The sequence below is a fragment of the Pseudomonas nunensis genome (assembly GCF_024296925.1).
Lineage (GTDB): Bacteria > Pseudomonadota > Gammaproteobacteria > Pseudomonadales > Pseudomonadaceae > Aquipseudomonas > Aquipseudomonas nunensis.
In genome coordinates this window covers 2,492,441-2,510,614 of record NZ_CP101125.1, presented here as the reverse complement: position 1 = coordinate 2,510,614, position 18,174 = coordinate 2,492,441, and the positions used below count along the sequence as shown (strand labels likewise).

Sequence of the window (18,174 nt, the reverse complement as noted above, 5' to 3'; positions counted from 1 at the left end):
TCCATCAGGCAGATCTCAACAGGTCGCGACCAATCGGCATCGCAGCGCAGAAGTCTAGCGACTGCACCCTGACAACCAGCTCGTCGAACTGTGGGCGCAGGGGATGTGGCATTTTTGACGCCAATGCATCTACCAGCTCTATGGCTTGAAGGTTGCCCGCTTCCAGCAATAGCAAAATCTCCTCCAGGGACTCTCTCCATTGCGCCGGCGCCACGGAATCTTCGTCAGCACTGTTTTTTGCTCGCGGACTTTGACCAAAATCGACATTCATTTGCTCAAGGCTTTGTTGCAGTAACTTGCTCAATTCGTCAAACCAAACCGGGTCGGCCAAGAGGCTCGCTACACACTCTGCATCTCCGTGCTTTAGTGTGTGCTCCAGATTGCCGGCCAGTAGCGACACCGCCTTGGCCCCCATGGTGCCGCTGCTACCCTTAATGGTATGAAGTACAAAAGCGGCTCCAGATGCTTCTTGCCGCTGGATTTGATCGCGCAACCGGACAAGCTGTTTTTCCATCTCTGGGCCAAAGGTACGCAGCACCGTGCGGATCAAGTCGAGGTCACCACCAAAACGGTCAATAGTTGATGCACGAGACTCTATAACGCCTTCTCCTGTATTGGCTTGTCCCAAGGCTAAAGATGCCTGACTATCCTCAGGGCCTGCTTGAAAGAGCAGTGTTACGACGAGTTGTTCTAGGTCTATAGGTTTGCCGACATGATCATTCATTCCTGCAGCAAGACAGGCTTCACGGTCGGTATTGGAGACATTTGCGGTCATCGCCACAATCGGCAACGTTGCAAAGCGCGGATTCGATCGAATGCGACGGGTCGCCTCCAAACCATCAATATCTGGCATTTGGATATCCATTAATACGACGTCGAAGAGCACACGCTCATTCATCACCTTGCTCACACCTTCCAGTCCGCCTTCGGCCAGCGTTACTTGAGCGCCTTCCCTCGTCAGCAACTCATCGGCTACCTGGCGATTGAGCATGTTGTCTTCTACCACCACCGCAGCCCGGCCAGACGCTGTGGCCGGTCAACCGTTGACCGAGATACGGGAGAATGCAACAGGTCTTTGCCGTTGAGCGCTCGCTGAACAGCGTCGGCCAGTTGCTTGGGAGTGACAGGTTTAGTGAGAAAACCCACGAAGGGGGCGTCTCCCGCCTGGTGGGCGTCGGCCAATACTTCGCGGCCGTAAGCAGTGATCATAATGACCATCGGAGTTGGCACACCGTTACCCTGCTGATGGATCAATTGCGCAGCGCTCAGCCCATCCATATCGGACATCCGCCAGTCCATCAGCACCACGTCGTAGTCTTCACCTAGCGCCTGGGCTTTCTTCACCCATTCCACCGCTTGCGTGCCTCCACTCACCCGATCAGCCTTCCATCCCAACGCATGAACGGTGCGCAACAGCAATTCACCCGCCATGGCATTGTCGTCGACGACCAGAATCCGTACAGACACATCGACTTCAGGAGGGGTGGATTTCGGCAGTGACGTTGGCGCTACCTCCAGAGTGATATCGAACCAGAAACGACTCCCCACACCTTGCTGGCTCTCCACCTGAAGTTCACCCCCCATCAAGGTGACCAACCGCTTGCAGATCACCAAGCCCAGACCTGTGCCACCAAAGCGCCGGGAAGTTGAAGCCTCGGCCTGAGTAAAACCTTCAAAGATGCGCTGAAGTTGCTCCGGGCTGATACCGATGCCGGTATCAGAAACGGCGATGCGCAAGCTCACAGCATTTCCCGTGCGTTTCAGTTGTTCAACGCTGACCACAACCTGGCCTTCCAGGGTGAATTTCAGGGCATTGCCCGCCAGGTTGATCAGTACTTGTTGCAGTCGCAGGCTATCGCCGATCAGGTCGTTGGGTAACTTGGCATCCAGGTCAAACATGACCTCAACTTCTTTCCGGCCCTGGTTGCCTGCCAACACGACGGCGAGATCACGCATCAGTGGCTCAAGCTCGAACGGGTGCACATCGAGATGTAGCTTGCCCGCCTCAATCTTGGAGTAATCAAGGATGTCATTGAGCAAACCCAGCAGTGATTTTGCCGCGGTCTGCGCTTTGCTCACATAATCGAGTTGGCGACCATCTAGGTCGGTGTTTTGCACCAACTGCAACATACCCAACACAGCATTCATCGGTGTGCGTATTTCATGACTCATGTTGGCCAGGAAGGCAGACTTGGCCGCACTCCCTGCATCGGCCTGTTCCTTGGCGTAAAGCAGATGTGACTCGAGCTCGCGTTGGACAGTGATGTCCCGATTGATACCGGTAACGCGCAAAGCTGTACCGTCTGGATTGCGTTCTATCTGTGCGCCGGCATGTATGAAGCGGACCTGACCCTGCGGGCGAACGACACGGAAAATGGTGTCATACACATCAATCCCTTCGACGGCACCCTTCAGCTTTGCAGCCGCAGCCACGACATCCTCGGGGTGAACACGCGAGTACCAGTGCTCATAACAAAGGCCGGTATCGCGCAACGACAGTGGCTGCCCATAGAACTCGAACATGCGGTCATTCCACTTCAAGGCATTGTCTGCCAATGTCCAGGACCAAACGCCCAGTTCGGCCACTTCAGCCGCCATCAGCAGCTGATCATGCACCGCCATCAGTTCGCTACGTTGTTCCTGTGTTGTCTTCAGGCTCGCAGCCAATTCCTTTTCTGCCGCTTTACGTTCGGTGATGTCTACCGCGATACCCAGGTAACCGCTCAACACCCCATCGGCGTCGCGCATGGAGGTGACCACCAGCGTGACAGGAACCCGCAAGCCATCCTTGCGTATGTAAGTCCACTCTCGGGTTTCCGCGCCTTCAAGCTCAGGTTTATGAGTAAGCACACGAAAACCGTCGATGGTCTGAGCGTACTCCTCGCTCAGCTCTACACCACGGGCAGCGACGTCTTCGGGTACATGAAAGAGCGCCGGGGTGTCTTTGCCCACTACCTCATCGGCTTCGTAACCCAGCAAATGCTCGGCACCTTTGTTGAACACTCGAATAACGCCATCGAGATCCGTCGCAATAATCGAAACCTCAGTAGCCGAGCGCAGCACCGTGCCCAGCAACAGATTGAGCCGCCGCAACTCGGATGTTCGCTGCGCAACCTGCTCCTCCAGGTTGAAATTGAGTTCGAGAATTCGGGCCTCTGCGGCTTTTTTCGCCGAGATATCCCTTAATGTCTTGGAGGCTCCAACGACGCGACCACCCTCGCCATAAATGGGTGAGATGCTGGCAGAGACATCGATCAGTCGCTGGTCTTTGTGATGGCGTTGGGTATCAAAGCTATCGATACGCTCCCCCGCCCTGATGCGCGCAAGGATATGCGCCTCCTCTGTGACCAATTCTGCCGGAACAATCAAATTGGCGAGCGTCTGTCCCACCGCTTCCTCGGCGGTGTACCCAAAAAGGCGCTCGGCGCCTTTGTTCCAGTTGGTGACGATGCCATCGAGTGTTTTTCCGATAATGCCATCTGCCGAGCTTTCAACGATGGAAGCCAACCTTGCCTGCTCGGCAAATATCTGCCGCCGACGTTGACGACTGACACTCACGACACTTGCCAAGGTCGCCAGAAGAAGCGTGATAAAACCACCGAAAAACAGGACAACTTTTGGTGAGACCTGATGTAGACGCTGGATGAACAGCGAATTTGCGTCGAGTTCGATTTGCCATCGCCTCCCGTATACCTCGCGCTCCAGCTGATGGGTCATCAGCGTTTCACGGCGAGCCGAGTCGTCGGTGCTTTCATAAAACAGCTTCTCTTGCCCTGGAACCGTGATATCCCTTAATCGTAAATGTACCGTCTCATTTTCTATGCGCAGGCCTCTGAGTACCTCCTCTGTCCGCAACACGACATAGCTCCAGCCAAAAGCTGTGGCCTCGCGCTCAGCCGCGGTCACCGGAGTCACTCCGCCGCGAAAGATGGGCATCAACACAAGGAAAGATTGCTGCGGTTTTCCCTGTGCCTGTATTAACGTGATGGGCCCTGTAATTCGTGTCGTACCGCTTTGTATCGAGGATTGAGCAGCCTCTCTCCGCGATGTTTCCGAGGCTATGTCCAAGCCAATTGCAGGCTGGTTACCTTCAGCAGGCTCGACATACTGGACAACGTAACGCTCGCCTGAGTGGGGCGAGAACTGGCGAATGGAGAAATCAGCTTTGCCGTCTGCTTGAGCGTATTTGAGAAAGTCGCGTTCATCCTGTTCCGGTACACGCCTGATGAAACCCAAGGCACTTGCACCGGGGAACTCGGCAGCGAGGTCGCGCGTTTGATTGTATTGATCAAAAACCTTACGACTGACGCCATGCTCACCCGCTGTCAGCACCGCTCCACGAGCGCCTCGCAAACCGTATTGGTAAAGATTGAGACGCGTTAAAACCAAATCTGCGGCCTCCTCGGTGGCCGCGACGATCGCTTCCTGAGCCTGCTGTTGGTTGATGCGGTCAACGATCCAGCCGCTCAGAATGCTCGCCCCCAGCCCCGCCGCCAGAGTGATAGCTACTCCCCAGCTCAATGCAAAATACTTATGCTTTCTCACCTGCATTGTCCCGTCGCAGAAGACCTCGAAGCCTTCAAGATTAAAGTTCGAACCCAGTTGGGGGCCACGAGATATCCGACCTGCAAGACCCAAATACGCTTAGGTCAGGCCGGCCAATCGTTTAAGCCTTTCAATGTCTGCTTCGGGTTCGCCGTTGTTCATGGCGGCGGCAAGGCGCATTACCACTTGTTCGCGACGGACTTGCATGGGCGGCAAGGCATAAATGGCACCTATCAGTTCCCGAAGAACCATAGGCAGTCCCCAGCGTGCTTTCAAGCGAACGGCAAATGGCGCTGCAAAATCGCGGATTGCGTGCATGAGCGTTTCTTCGTCCACACTATTGTCTTGGTTCCCCCATTTCTGAATTTGGTAAAGCACACAGAGTTCGCCCATGCGGTGCAACAAGGCAGCACTCTGCAGGGGCGCGGGGTCTAGACCGCACTGTTGCGCCAACAGAAAAATCCTTTCAGCTAAGCGCTCAGCTTCATCCAAATGCGCCTGGATGAAAGTCATCAGCATGCCGTCTGGTTGAGTATTAGTCTGTCGCAGGGCTTGGCTGATCGCCAGATTCACGCTGGTAAGCCCTCCCAACCGCGTCAGGGCACCGTTCAAATTCGTGCATGGCTGCCCGAGCCCGAAATACGCGGCACCGTTGGCTGCGGCGATCAAGTGCGCGCATAGAGCCGGGTCATACTGCCAATCATTGGCGAGCTCTCGCAAATCCATTAACGCCCCGCCATAGCCGAGCTGAAGCTTGTCTTTTACCGAAGCCAGTAAAGGCAAGTCCAACTCACCCGAAGACAAACCATTGAGATAGCTCATCAGGTCTTCAGTGCTGACAGTGGTCGCTCGAGGGGGTGCATCAAGGGGAAGGAGCTCTTCCAGGCATTGAACAACGCGCGAAACCTGGAATGGCTTGGTGAAAAAGGCGCTGATTCTCAGCGACTTTACCGCGAGCACACTGTCTCGATCAGCGCGTCCGGTGATCATGATCAGCGGCGTGTCTTGATCTTTTTCGCGAATTTTCTGCAACAGGTTGACGCCGGGGGCATCCGGTAGATTCCAGTCGGCCATCACCAATTGATAGGTGCTTGGCTGCCAAGCGTCTAAAGCACTAGCGACATCGATAAAGCAGTCGACCTGGGCAACCGGACGGATACTCAACACGAGCTGTTTTAAAAGATCTGATATCCAGGGATCATCATCCAGAATCATCACACGCATTCGATAATCCTCACCGGATTGATACCCAATTTCGCAACGTCCTCGGCGTTCTATCAGCTAACAGCAAGAGACGTCGATGAGATCAAAGTGTGAGGCAGTAACCGAGCGATTTTGAGTCAATCACTGCAATTTCCCTTTGGCTTGTAGCTTGAGAGGATCCTTGAAGGATCGAATCTATTCCTGACCAGTGAACTATACAAGCAAGCATCTCGCAGCTAATTAGGCTGACGGGGGGCAGTGCATGAACGCCGCGCTAGCGCAATAGCATGAACAATTCCGTACTGCGGCGGCTCAAAAATGCGCTACCCCCGCTGATACACTGCTGCAAGCAGTCTTGGCTAACTGCCCGGGCGACAGTCACCCCTCGGAGTTTCGGCTGGTTTTACTTCAACATCTATGACTGTCCTGGCATCTTCTAAGGGAATACGTCCCCAATGCCCTGCGCGATAGACAGCTATCGGCCCATAGTGTGTAGAAACGCCTTCGCGAACACTTGTTATGATTTCTGAGGATTTCATCGCAGGGATCGCCCATGAAGCGCTTTATCCAAGGTGAACATCGAGGCCAAGGCACCTTACTGCTTGGCCCGTACGGTCATCTGGTATCTCAAGGGATAGATTGACGTGGGATGTCTGCCAGACAAGACGGAGGATGAGCTCGAAATCGGCTGTATCGAAGAACTCGAACAGGCGGATCACGTCAGCGGTGAGAAGGCCATTCTGTCGGGCATGATCCAGCAATGAGCCGTAGCCAAAGCTGGGCGCAACGGCCATGCTTGCTCCGTTACCCAGTAGCATTGGGCCGCGATTATATTGAGGGGGATATAGGCCCACTGAGAAGTAGTGAATGGTACGGTGGGTTCATCCTCATCAAACATGTGAAGCCGGCTTACCACCCAGTCAGCCATATCCACCAGGCGATGAAGCATTGCCTCTGCCTATTCGAAATTGCCGGTGTCGAAGCGACATGCCACCCATTACGCGCCGACGCTCAAACACCTGGTTGAGCGGCTCGATGCGAACAAAGATCAGGCAAAGCCACCTACCGCACGTGGCATTTTTATTTTACGGAGTGCGCACTCGGGTACGAAGCCTGTGACCTTGGTGCCTACCAAATAACGTCGAGTAAAACGTGTATGCAGCTTTCCAGCCCTTCGTTTTTGACGCGAAATCATCGAATGGCGAAGGAAAAAAAGGCTGCAGGAGCAGCCTCAAGGATGGGGGGGCAGAGATGACTAAGCATCACTCATGTTTTCTTATAGGACGTAGCTTTGTCAGGTGAGCAACAAGATCAATCGACTACATCGAATCTGGGTAGCTTCCATTTCCAACGAATGGCAGCAATACGGCTGACAAAAACGAACGCAATAGCGATTGCAGACGCTACTTCAAGTGAAATCTGCAAATCCAACAGCGTGATGTAGGCGACGGCACCCAAAATACTGATGGATGCATAAACCTCTCGTTTAAACACCAACGGTACTTCGTTACACAACACATCACGCATCACACCCCCTGCGACTGCGGTAGCTACACCCATGATCACTGCGATGCTGGGAGGGAGGTTTTGTTGAAGAGCCATATCTGTTCCTCTGACCGTAAATACAGCCAATCCAAATGCATCGGCTACCAACAACACCCTATCGTTGAAGGTTTTCAAGGTCCTCGCCCAAATCATGGTTCCTAGCGAAGCGCTAACTCCTACCAAAAAGCCATTCTCATTGGAAACCCACTCGATCGGATAATGTGCCATCAGTACGTCACGCAAGGCACCGCCGCCTAAAGCGGTGACTAAACTGATGGTGATTACGCCGAACCAGTCCAACGATTTTCGCCCTGCCATCAGGGTGCCTGTCACTGCAAAGGCTGCAACGCCTGACAACTCACAATAATAGATCACCCAACCAGCGTGGTAAGCCTTCATCTGCGGAACCAGCCTGTACTGCAAATGGGAAGAGTTCTTGAAATGAATCGCCCTCAAAGACACACATCAGGACCTAATAACATTATCATAGTATGATAATAAAAACACCGATGATGGAGGGCAAGGCGCTTCTGTTTAAGCACCTGGCCAAAATCAACGCGGTGGAGGTCAACACCAGCCATTCGGCCGCAGTCATTGATACGATCGATTGCATTGCCGACACGTTCGGCGGTATCCATATGGAGGGAATGGCTGAGTCTAAGAGTCTGGAAATCGAACAAGCGCTAATCGCTAAATGCCCGTCCATTTTTCCGTACTTTTACCCATTTCTGATTGACGTGCCGCCGCCATTTTCTGATCACGGTCAATCCGGTTAACTGTTACGAACCTAACCGGTGACAAATAAAACTCCGACCATTACAATTTGATTAACATTGACCGTTTTAGGGTACAGGCAATTCCATGGAAAATAAGACTGCACGACTCACTGTGCTCATTGATCCCGTCAAGAAAAAAGCCCTTGAGGAGCTGTGCGCTTCTCAGGATCTGACGCCCTCTCAGGTTGTTCGTCAGCTTATTCGGGACTATCTGGAGACGCATGGCGTGTCTTACGCCACCAAAAGCAAAGCTGCGGCCAATGGTAAGTGATTCATCTGCGCATGAGCGGGTACGACGAATACCTGCTCATCGCTCCTTCTATTTTCCTGCACCTCATCTCTAGCCCTGGGTCTTGTCGATCTCGGCGTAACTGCCCAGTGCGCCACTGAAGTCAGCATGATAATGCTGTGAGCCGAGCGCCTGAAGAACCCCTGCCCTGTCGAGCTTGCCAAGGACTTTTTCGTTGGCTTCACACAACCTCACGACGATGCTGCGTTTGCGCAACTGCTCAATAACTTCGAGCAGCGTTTGTAAGCCCGTGATATCCATGAATGGCACCCGCTTCAGGCGAATAATCAACGTCCCTGGATCGGTATGCGTCTGAGCCAAGACGCGCTCAAAGGTTTCTGCTGCGCCAAAGAAGAGAGGCCCCTCAATGGTGTAAACCAAAACACCAGGTGGAAGATGTACATGCCCATTCATGCGCAACTCTGCCTCCAGCTCTTTTTCGACCATTAGCTGCACCTCTACAGATGAAGCCATCCGACGCATAAATTGCAGCATCGCGAGAATGACCCCGATATTCACTGCAATCGCTAGATCGCTGAAAACGGTCAGGCCGAAGGTGATTAAAAGGATCGCAACGTCCGCTTTTGGGGCTCGTTTGACCATGCGTTTGAAGTGTTTTAGTTCGCTCATGTTGTAAGCGACCACGAATAAGATCGCAGCCAACGCGCACAGCGGGATATCCGAAGCCAGAGGTGCCAAGAAGAAGATCAATAAAATCAACGTGACAGCGTGGGCAAAACCCGCAATGGGGCTGTTGCCACCGTTGCGGATGTTGGTCGCTGTTCGAGCGATCGCACCTGTCGCAGCAAAGCCTCCAAACAGAGGAGTGACCAGGTTAGCAATGCCTTGTCCGATTAACTCCTGATTGGAATCATGTTTGGTGCCGGCCATCCCGTCGGCGACTACAGCAGACAACAGCGACTCGATCGCCCCCAGCATCGCGATCGCGAACGCAGGACCAATCAATTCAATGATCTGTGGCAGCGTTATTTCAGGAAGACCCATTTTGGGTAGGCCTTGAGGAATACCCCCGAATGCACTCCCGATCGTTGCCACGCCATCGAATTGAAAACAGGAATGCAGCGCTGTCACAACGACCATGGCAATCAGAGGACCCGGAACACGCCTCACGCCTGGAATTTTAGGCGCAAGAATCACCAGCAGCAGGCTCAAGATGGCTAACAGGGTCGTGGGCACATGAAGGCCGGGCAGCGCCTGGATGAGGTGCCAAAGCCGCTCATGAAAATGCTCGCCACTGATTTTCGGCAAGCCCAAAAAGTATTTCCACTGCCCGACCCAAATGATCACACCGATGCCAGCGGTGAACCCAACGATCACGGGATCGGGAATAAACTTGATGAGTGCGCCCAGCTTGGTGATGCCGAGCAGTAATAAAATTGCGCCCGCCATCATTGTCGCGATCTGCAAGCCATCAACGCCGTACTTGGCGGTTACGCTGGCCAGAATGACGATGAACGCCCCGGTAGGGCCGGCGATCTGTAGTCGACTCCCGCCGAAAAGCGAAACCAACAAGCCACCTACAATTGCCGTGTAGATCCCTTGCTCCGGCTTGACGCCCGAGGCGATGGCAAATGCCATGGCCAAGGGTAGCGCCACGACGCCGACGATGACCCCCGAAACGATATTTCGAAGCCAATGCTCGCGCCCTAACAAGCCCGCTTTCCAAGCTTCTCGTATGGCAATCATGACTAGCCTCGCTTTGGCTGCATGTGCATACTATTCACATGCCGTGATAATAGTAAAGCAATTGGCCTAGCCTCGTACGACACCAGCGACACTGTAGATACAGTGTCGAGAGCGCATAAACATATGCCCGGAGACCCCGCATGAAACGCGATGACGTCAAAACCAAACACGGTGAAGGCATGCACTTCGACACGCATGTGATAGCCAACCCGGCCAATACGCACGAGTGGATCATTCTTTTCAAAAAGGACGCCGGGAGAAGCTACTTTCTGGTCAATGACAGCGAAGAAATTGAGTCATTTGGACACCTCGATGAACTGATCCGCGAGCTTCGAGAGCTGGGTATCAAGTCCGCCGAAGTTCATTTCTGATTGTTCCACTCAAGGAGTTTGATGATGTCAGTAAAGGTTGAGTATCTGTCCGGTCAAAGCGAAGCGTATTGGTCGGTATATTTCGGTAGCCGCTGCATCCAATTTCGAACTGAGCAGGGAGCAAAGGAATATGCCGCCACACTCAAAGAAAGAATCGACGCACCCCATGCCTTCCCGCGAGCTCACCACGTCTCTCACAGCCAAGATCATTGATCACCGCGCTCATCCGAGCCTGTCGTTCACACCCATGACCTCAGCGCCTTGACGCTTGGGACATTCGAGCGCGCAAAAAAATGGCCACACAAGGTGGCCTAAGACGGGTTCAAGCATAGAAGGATCTCTATTGGCCAACAGATACAGGCCCGCCCTGAAGTCTTAGGGCCAATAGAGTGGGTCCGCTGGCTGATAAACCCCTTCATCAGCAGCGCTCAGCTGGCAATTCGATCCTGGTCTGTGGGTCAGGACCTCATCGCCTCGCATTATAATAGTGTTAACATGTGATTGTAATCAACATCTAATTAGGTGATCGCATGACTACCGACTTCAAAAAGGCTGCACTGGATTACCACGAGTTCCCAACCCCAGGAAAAATCAGCATTGCGCTGACCAAGCCTGCCGACACAGCCGCCCAACTCGCACTGGCTTACAGCCCTGGCGTAGCCGAGCCTGTACGCGAAATAGCAAAGAATCCCGAGAATGCCTACCGCTTCACCGGTAAAGGAAATCTGGTGGCTGTGATCACCAACGGCACTGCCATTCTGGGCCTGGGCAATCTAGGTCCCTTGGCCAGCAAGCCGGTCATGGAAGGCAAAGCATTGCTGTTCAAGCGTTTTGCCGGAATCGATTCGATCGATATCGAAGTCAACGCTGAAAGCTCCCAGGCCTTTATCGATACAGTCGTACGCATTGCTGACACCTTTGGCGGCATTAACCTGGAAGACATCAAAGCTCCTGAGTGCTTTGAAATCGAAGAAGCACTGATCGAGCAATGCAGCATCCCCGTCTTCCATGACGACCAACACGGCACTGCCATCGTCACTGCCGCCGGCATGCTCAATGCACTTGAGATTCAGGGCAAAACCCTGGGAAATGCGAGAATTGTTTGCCTTGGTGCGGGTGCCGCAGCCACTGCCTGTATGCGTCTACTGCTGAGTCTCGGCGCTCAAAGACGCAATCTGTACATGGTCGATCGCATCGGCGTTATTCACTCCGCTCGGGAAGGCCTCAATCAATACAAAGCACAATTCATTAACGACGGTGGCCCGCGTACGCTGATGGAAGCCATGAAGGGCGCTGATGTGTTTGTCGGTCTGTCTGGAGCCAATCTGCTTCCGGCAGAAGCACTGGCAGCGATGGCACCTAATCCGGTCGTGTTTGCCTGCTCGAACCCGGACCCTGAAATCAGCTACGAGCTCGCCATGGCCACTCGTGATGACCTGATCATGGCGACCGGTCGCTCTGATTACCCGAACCAGGTCAATAACGTTCTGGGCTTTCCGTTCATCTTCCGCGGGACGCTGGATGTCCGCGCTACCCGGATCAACGAAGCAATGAAAATTGCGGCGGTGGAAGCACTGCGCCAATTGGCCAAAGAGCCGACGCCTGTGGAAGTGCTGCAAGCGTTCAACGTCGATAAGCTCGAGTTTGGGCGCGATTACATCCTCCCCAAAGCGCTCGATGCTCGCCTGCTCGGAGCGATATCCGGCGCAGTGGCCAAGGCCGCTATCGACACCGGCGTTGCGAAGCTGCATTACCCGACGCATTACCCGCTCTAAACTGATGCTCCAGCAGCAGATCCTCTGTTCACCGATCAGGCATCAACTACCAACGGGCAGCCCCGTCTAAATCGCGAGTACCTGGTGATATCAGATATGCATAATCGGCTGGCTTTTTTGCTCCTCACACCCTTGAGACAAGGGTGAATAAATGCCGATCAAATATGTCAGGAGCCTCACCGGGCGAAGGCGTACCACAGCCGCAAACCGACATCTTGGGTTTGTCCTGGCCTTCGTCGCAGGAGCAATCAATGCTGGCGGTTTCCTGGCGGTGCATCAGTACACCTCACACATGACAGGCATCGTTTCTTCGATGGCAGACAACAGTGTGCTGGGAGACTACGACCTGGTTCTTAGTGGCACCGGCGCATTGTTGTCTTTTCTGGTTGGGGCTGCGTGCTCTGCGGTCATGGTCAATTACTCCCGACGCAGACGGATGCACAGTGAGTTTGCCGTGCCCCTCTTGTTCGAAGCCTTTCTGCTCATCTGCTTTGGATTTATGGGCGCTCAGCTTTCCACCGTGGATGGTTTGTTCGTGTCCGTCACCGTGATGCTGCTGTGTTTCATCATGGGCCTGCAAAACGCGGTGATTACCAAAATATCCAAAGCCGAAATCCGAACGACTCACATCACCGGGATCATCACGGATATCGGTATCGAGTTTGGAAAACTGTTTTATTGGAATGCCGTTAGCACATCGCTCCATCCAAAAGTTCTCGCCAATCGGACCCGACTCAAAATACTGATACTGCTCGCGCTGAATTTCTTCTTCGGCGGCGTGGTGGGTGCATTTGGCTTCAAGCACATCGGGTACATCTCAACGGTACCGCTCGCGATGGTTCTGGTGACGCTGGCAATCGTGCCTGCCTTTGATGACGTCAGGCTTTTTGTCCGCCGCGTCATGCGAAAGTGAGGCAATGCCTGTTGTGAGGTGCGAGCCCGCTGGTTTTGGTTTGGCGGTGCGACGTCCAGAACGATTCGAGCCCCCCCTGCTCCTTTATTTCTGTCTGAAAGCCACCTCAACCCGTCATGCACGGACGTTCAAAAGCCTCACAGTCCTCACGATGAACCCCCTCTTTTCCTACGCATAGTATTAACATTATATGTTAATGTTATGCGTGTATTCGCTGGAGCAATGACAGCACGCTTGACCCGGTAGCTCGCCCCGCATCAGCATCCTCCTCGAGTAGCTCTGTGCGGCGCGAGATCTGACACCCTCTCAGGACGCCCGTCATTTGATCCGCGATGACCTGCGCAGTCACGGCGCGGGCAATGAAACACAGCGCACTGCAACGGTATAGCCGTCGGGCAGTCAACGCTTATCAGCAGACTCGTGACACCAGTCTCAATGACCCAATCAATACAGCTGGCTGACATAGCGCTGTTAAGGAAGAGACCATGAGCAAAACCATCGCAATCATCAAGGGTGACGGCATCGGCCCTGAGATCATGCAAGCGACGTTACGCGTACTCGATGCTCTTGACTGCAATCTTCGCTACGACTTCGTTGAGGCCGGTCTAGAGGCCTTACAGCAACATGGGCAGTTGATGCCCCCAGTATCCATAGAGACAATCGCCAAACATGGTGTCGCACTCAAAGGTCCTCTGACGACACCGATTGGTCGTGGGTTCTCATCGATCAACGTCCACCTTCGCCGCCATTTCGATCTCTATGCCAATGTACGACCCGCGATCAGTTTCCCTGGTACCCGTTCGCGCTTCGAAGATATCGACATCATCACGGTGCGCGAAAATACCGAGGGGGCGTACCTACCCGAAGGACAAAGTATTTCAGCGGACGGCGAAGTCGCTTTGGCGAGCATTCGCGTAACACGCACAGCCTCCGAACGCATCGTGCGATATGCGTTCGAGTTGGCTCGCAGCAAAGGTCGCAAGAAAGTTACCGCAGTGCACAAGGCCAACATCATCAAGTCTTGTTCCGGTTTGTTCCTCGAGGCTGCACGTGCAGTCGCTGCGGGATATCCGGAAATCGAATTTCACGAAATGATCGTCGATAACGCCTGTATGCAGTTGGTGATGAATCCCCATCAATTCGATGTCATTGTCACCACCAACCTGTTTGGCGACATCCTTTCAGACTTGTGCGCAGGCCTGGTGGGTGGATTGGGCCTGGCGCCCGGATCGAACATCGGCGCCGATGCGGCCATCTTCGAAGCGGTCCACGGCTCGGCACCAGACATTGCGGGCAAGAACATCGCAAACCCATGTGCATTGTTGTTGGCTGCCGCAGACATGCTTGATTATTTGGGCATGGTGGACAAGGGAACACGCATTCGTACCGCGATCCGTGTTGTTCTGAAAACCTCCTGTGATCAAGTGACACCGGATATGGGCGGAACCGGTACTACCGAGTCCTTCGCTGACGCCTTGGTGGCCTATTTGCGTGACTAGATAGACACACTCGCCAGCTCAGTCAGAGCTGGCGCTTTTACATCCATCGCTGCGGCTCAGCTGGAGGGCTGGCCAATCGATTAGAAAATCTCCTGATACTCCTCTGATTGGTCTGGCCAAGGAGTCAACACCTCAAAACCATCATTAGTGACCAGGACCATATGTTCCCACTGGGCCGAGAGCGAAAGATCCTTGGTGATCACCGTCCAGCCATCACCAAGCGTTCTTACATCGCACTTTCCAGCATTGAGCATTGGCTCAATGGTGAAGATCATGCCCGGTTTCAGATTCAGCCCTTCGCCTGGGTTGCCATAATGAAGAACCTGCGGCTCATCGTGGTAAACCATACCGATGCCATGTCCGCAGTATTCGCGCACAACGCTGTAGCCCTCACGGTGCGCCACAGTTTGAATGGCATGCCCGACATCACCGAGCGTCGCGCCAGGACCTACGGCATAAATGCCGGCACACATCGCCTCATAGGTGGTGTCCACTATCCGGCGAGCCTCAGCGCTTGGCTCACCCACAAAGTACATGCGACTTGTGTCACCGAACCAACCATCTTTTAGAACTGCGATGTCGATATTGATGATATCGCCATCCCGAAGCTTTTTATCTGACGGGATGCCGTGGCACACCACATGATTGACAGATGTGCACAAGGTTTTAGGGAAACCTTGATAGCCGACATTGGCTGGAATGGCCTTTTGCACGTTGACGATGTAGTCATGACATAGCGCGTCAAGTTCGTCGGTAGAAACGCCTGGTTTGACATAAGGCGCGATCATGCTCAAAACTTCCGCGGCCAGTTTACCAGCGGCCCGCGACAGGGCAATTTCTGCTGGCTTTTTAGTTGGCACTTTCACCCTCATTATGCGACTCCAGATATTGAATGAACGGGCATTCACTTGTCGAACATACTTGACATAAACTTAACGCTTTCTATTTATAACTTGCAGGCTTGTGCCCCCCCCAAGCAGGGGTGTAATTATTTTTGTTATTTTTCAATATTTATAATAAAACCAGATCATCACAGCTAATTACTCGCCAGCACTTCGATCACCGGTTGCCGGCGCTGCATATGGGTACAGATGTGGAGCTTCAATACGCTCTTTCAGCTTTGCCGCGTAGTCCTTTGCACCCTGCTCATTACGGAACTGAATTCTCCGCACGCCTACACACACGGACCATAGTTCTTCACTCGGACTTGACAGATGTTCGACCCTGACAGACATGACGACACTCCAAGGAACAAGAATTCAAAAATGAATTTCAGCAACCTTGATACCGATTTCACGCAGTTCATGAATCAAATCATCAAGGTGTCGGAAGGGTTCAATTTCTTCGTTGTCATTAACCAGGAAAAAGCTTCTTCCTGCTTCTTTTTTAAAAAAGGCGATCCACTCCTGGGTGTTTGCCGGATTGGCAATCAAATGGGTATCAAACTGAATGCCTTCAGCGTGTTTGATTTGTACGTCCTCACGTTTCATGCAGCTCTCCAAACGCTCACATATTTCTGTTCTCATGCACGATTTTGCCTCCGTGCAACTGAGCAAAAAACGTCGCCGCTGCCTGAGGCAAGGCTGAGTAGATTGCCTTTGTATTATCACTGCATGATAATATTATGCACATATAGACCCTCGGAGGCTAGTCGTCAGCAGAACCACCAAGCCGCCTGAGGTACGCCGGCCTGGGTGGATCCGCCCAATGCTTTGTCTTTGAAGACACACGACCTTGCCGATGAGCTTCAAGTGACAGAAGCCCCTAATGGCCAGATCGAGAATAAAACCGAACCAAAAAGCGCTCACGATCAGTAATGAGCTATCAATGCCACTCCTTGAAGGTGACTGTCTGTACGGGTCAAAACGACTTAGTTGACCGTGATGATTGCACCTTGAAAAGCACATATGGCGTCATGCTCAAAGGCATGAAATGAGACCCTGGCAGCAGCGGATCTTCTTTGCTTTTGATTTAACGCATACGATTTCTGAATTTTAAGGACGAAAGTCATTATGCGAAAAACAGGAATTAAGATGCGTGCCCCGCTCAGTGCTCCGACACTGGAGCCCGGGCAGCGATTGTTTGTTTGCCTTGAGCAATGCGTCGTCGTCCAGCAGCGGGAAACGAATATCTATCAGGTCGTGTTTGACAGAAAAGCACCTAAAACTACACGAATTCTTTGGGCAGAGGATGAGTGGATTTTCATTGGCAGACACAAACAAAATGCTGAAAAAGACCCTTCGCTGGCTGCATTTGTATCAGTACTCAAACCTGAACAAGAAACGTTCTAAAAAGTTAAAGATAACTTTTAACGCAGAGCGCTAACTGTTTTAAGCTGCTTAACGAGACTTACTTGCCTGCGGCAGGTATTAAATATTTTAACTTATTAAGCCAAAGACAATTGCCCACAAACAGCGCCCCCCCCTTGGCGCCCCATGATTTCCACATACTAGATTATCGCTTCCGCCGGATGCCGACTCTGCGCGAATAACAAGCTCGTCAACTGTATTTTTATGACATCCTAATCCCCTTCCTTAATGCCATGGAAAAGGAAGATCAGCAGACATGTGGCGACTTGCGTTTACGCGATGGGATAAATGGGACTATTGCAGTGACGACAGAGACAAATACCTGTTCGCGCCTTCTGCATGTTCTTTTGATTTCCCTGTAGTCATGTATTACACACTTCTTCCTCTTTATGAGGCCCAAGCTGAAGTGACCAAGCTTCTGGAAGGCATTGCGGCAGGCGAGCAGAAATGGTTCACAAACTTTTCAGAGCTTTTGACCTATCGTAATCGTCTCTCCTCTCGGCTGCGCCTGGTTCAGCATAGCGTCACCATTCGCAATCCACCGCTGGGAGGTATTAACTCGCTACCGCCCTGCATCGAACCAGAGAATTTTCAGGAGGTCGCTACCGATTCTTTGACGTGAGCGCTCCAAGGAGACGTGGAAGTCCAGGCTATCTGTCGTCGATTAGGTGTGCACCTGAGTGCCCCCCCCCGCTCTCCAGATACAGAGCGACAGCTTTGGGTCGTTTGCGGCCTGTCGCGATGGGCAGAAAACGACCCATAGCTGCCTTTCAAGCTACACCCAGATCGACTCAAATCAGTCGTTGATCCAACTAGATTATTTTTGCTTTGCGGCCACGTGAGGCGGGCTTCACCGGCACGCTTCCGCCGTATTCGTTCCACCATTTAGCGAGCGCCTCCATCGTCGGTCCGAGTGCACGTGCTTTTGCTGTCATTTCATATTCAACACGCGGGGGCACTTCTGCGAAGACCGTTCGCGAGATCAAGCCATCGCTCTCAAGCTCTCGAAGTTGCGCCGTCAGCATGTGTTGTGTAATGCCGCTGATCGCTTTGCGCAGTTCCCCAAAACGGTAGATTCGCTGGTTTAGCAGCCACATGATCTCCAGCTTCCACTTGCCTGAAAGCAGCGAAAATGCGCGCCGCATTTCCTCATGCATATTGATCTGACCGTCATCATTAGTCTGGTTTTCCATACTAAGCACCAGTTTTTCATCCTACTTGTGGTCTTTCATATTAAACGAC

Annotated in this window: 15 protein-coding genes and 1 pseudogene; 8 read left to right on the top strand and 8 right to left on the bottom strand. The window is 52.9% G+C overall.

The window, feature by feature from the left end; translation table 11 throughout:
• Positions 1 to 4: 4 nt before the first annotated feature.
• From NK667_RS10785 to NK667_RS10770, 4 genes and pseudogenes are all read right to left on the bottom strand, one after another.
• Positions 5 to 4,551 (bottom strand): annotated as a pseudogene (locus tag NK667_RS10785) (PAS domain-containing hybrid sensor histidine kinase/response regulator).
• A 93-nt stretch (positions 4,552 to 4,644) separates the two neighbouring features.
• Positions 4,645 to 5,769, bottom strand: coding sequence for a response regulator (locus NK667_RS10780; RefSeq protein ID WP_054614683.1), 1,125 nt, complete (start codon positions 5,767 to 5,769; stop codon positions 4,645 to 4,647).
• 542 nt (positions 5,770 to 6,311) lie between these two features.
• Complete coding sequence (locus tag NK667_RS10775; RefSeq protein ID WP_054614682.1) at positions 6,312 to 6,542, bottom strand: DUF4917 family protein; 231 nt, start codon at positions 6,540 to 6,542, stop codon at positions 6,312 to 6,314.
• Between the two features lie 517 nt (positions 6,543 to 7,059).
• Positions 7,060 to 7,692, bottom strand: a complete 633-nt coding sequence (locus NK667_RS10770; protein WP_054616243.1) for a trimeric intracellular cation channel family protein — start codon at positions 7,690 to 7,692, stop codon at positions 7,060 to 7,062.
• A gap of 110 nt (positions 7,693 to 7,802) precedes the next feature.
• Here NK667_RS10770 and NK667_RS10765 point away from each other — a divergent pair, with 110 nt between their 5' ends.
• Together NK667_RS10765 and NK667_RS10760 are read left to right on the top strand one after the other, a co-directional pair.
• Positions 7,803 to 8,069: a hypothetical protein gene (locus NK667_RS10765; protein WP_152980919.1), complete on the top strand. Its 267-nt coding sequence runs from the start codon at positions 7,803 to 7,805 to the stop codon at positions 8,067 to 8,069.
• 85 nt (positions 8,070 to 8,154) lie between these two features.
• Positions 8,155 to 8,340, top strand: coding sequence for a ribbon-helix-helix protein, CopG family (locus NK667_RS10760; protein WP_054614680.1), 186 nt, complete (start codon positions 8,155 to 8,157; stop codon positions 8,338 to 8,340).
• A 69-nt stretch (positions 8,341 to 8,409) separates the two neighbouring features.
• Here the strand turns inward: NK667_RS10760 and NK667_RS10755 are convergent, their stop codons facing one another.
• Positions 8,410 to 10,065: a SulP family inorganic anion transporter gene (locus NK667_RS10755; RefSeq protein ID WP_054614679.1), complete on the bottom strand. Its 1,656-nt coding sequence runs from the start codon at positions 10,063 to 10,065 to the stop codon at positions 8,410 to 8,412.
• A 140-nt stretch (positions 10,066 to 10,205) separates the two neighbouring features.
• On the opposite strand from NK667_RS10755, the gene NK667_RS10750 reads away from it, so the two are divergent.
• From NK667_RS10750 to NK667_RS10735, 4 genes are all read left to right on the top strand, one after another.
• On the top strand, positions 10,206 to 10,436 hold the full coding sequence (locus NK667_RS10750; RefSeq protein ID WP_054614678.1) for a hypothetical protein: 231 nt from the start codon (positions 10,206 to 10,208) through the stop codon (positions 10,434 to 10,436).
• 530 nt (positions 10,437 to 10,966) lie between these two features.
• Positions 10,967 to 12,211: a malic enzyme-like NAD(P)-binding protein gene (locus tag NK667_RS10745; protein ID WP_054614677.1), complete on the top strand. Its 1,245-nt coding sequence runs from the start codon at positions 10,967 to 10,969 to the stop codon at positions 12,209 to 12,211.
• 151 nt (positions 12,212 to 12,362) lie between these two features.
• The gene (locus tag NK667_RS10740; protein WP_054614676.1) at positions 12,363 to 13,124 is read left to right on the top strand and encodes a YoaK family protein; all 762 of its coding nucleotides are present in this window, start codon (positions 12,363 to 12,365) and stop codon (positions 13,122 to 13,124) included.
• A 485-nt stretch (positions 13,125 to 13,609) separates the two neighbouring features.
• On the top strand, positions 13,610 to 14,623 hold the full coding sequence (locus NK667_RS10735; RefSeq protein WP_054614675.1) for an isocitrate dehydrogenase: 1,014 nt from the start codon (positions 13,610 to 13,612) through the stop codon (positions 14,621 to 14,623).
• 80 nt (positions 14,624 to 14,703) lie between these two features.
• On the opposite strand, the gene map is transcribed toward NK667_RS10735, so the two are convergent.
• Both map and NK667_RS10725 read right to left on the bottom strand, forming a co-directional pair.
• On the bottom strand, positions 14,704 to 15,495 hold the full coding sequence (map, locus tag NK667_RS10730; protein WP_054614674.1) for a type I methionyl aminopeptidase: 792 nt from the start codon (positions 15,493 to 15,495) through the stop codon (positions 14,704 to 14,706).
• A 387-nt stretch (positions 15,496 to 15,882) separates the two neighbouring features.
• Positions 15,883 to 16,113: a hypothetical protein gene (locus tag NK667_RS10725; RefSeq protein WP_054614673.1), complete on the bottom strand. Its 231-nt coding sequence runs from the start codon at positions 16,111 to 16,113 to the stop codon at positions 15,883 to 15,885.
• A 543-nt stretch (positions 16,114 to 16,656) separates the two neighbouring features.
• Here NK667_RS10725 and NK667_RS10720 point away from each other — a divergent pair.
• Together NK667_RS10720 and NK667_RS10715 are read left to right on the top strand one after the other, a co-directional pair.
• Positions 16,657 to 16,914, top strand: coding sequence for a hypothetical protein (locus tag NK667_RS10720; RefSeq protein ID WP_054614672.1), 258 nt, complete (start codon positions 16,657 to 16,659; stop codon positions 16,912 to 16,914).
• Between the two features lie 274 nt (positions 16,915 to 17,188).
• Positions 17,189 to 17,554 carry a hypothetical protein gene (locus NK667_RS10715; protein ID WP_054614671.1) on the top strand — a complete coding sequence of 122 codons (366 nt, stop codon included), beginning with the start codon at positions 17,189 to 17,191 and terminating at the stop codon, positions 17,552 to 17,554.
• 190 nt (positions 17,555 to 17,744) lie between these two features.
• On the opposite strand, the gene NK667_RS10710 is transcribed toward NK667_RS10715, so the two are convergent.
• Positions 17,745 to 18,125 (bottom strand): winged helix-turn-helix transcriptional regulator, encoded by a 381-nt coding sequence (locus NK667_RS10710; RefSeq protein ID WP_054614670.1) that lies wholly within the window; start codon positions 18,123 to 18,125, stop codon positions 17,745 to 17,747.
• Between the last annotated feature and the right edge of the window lie 49 nt (positions 18,126 to 18,174).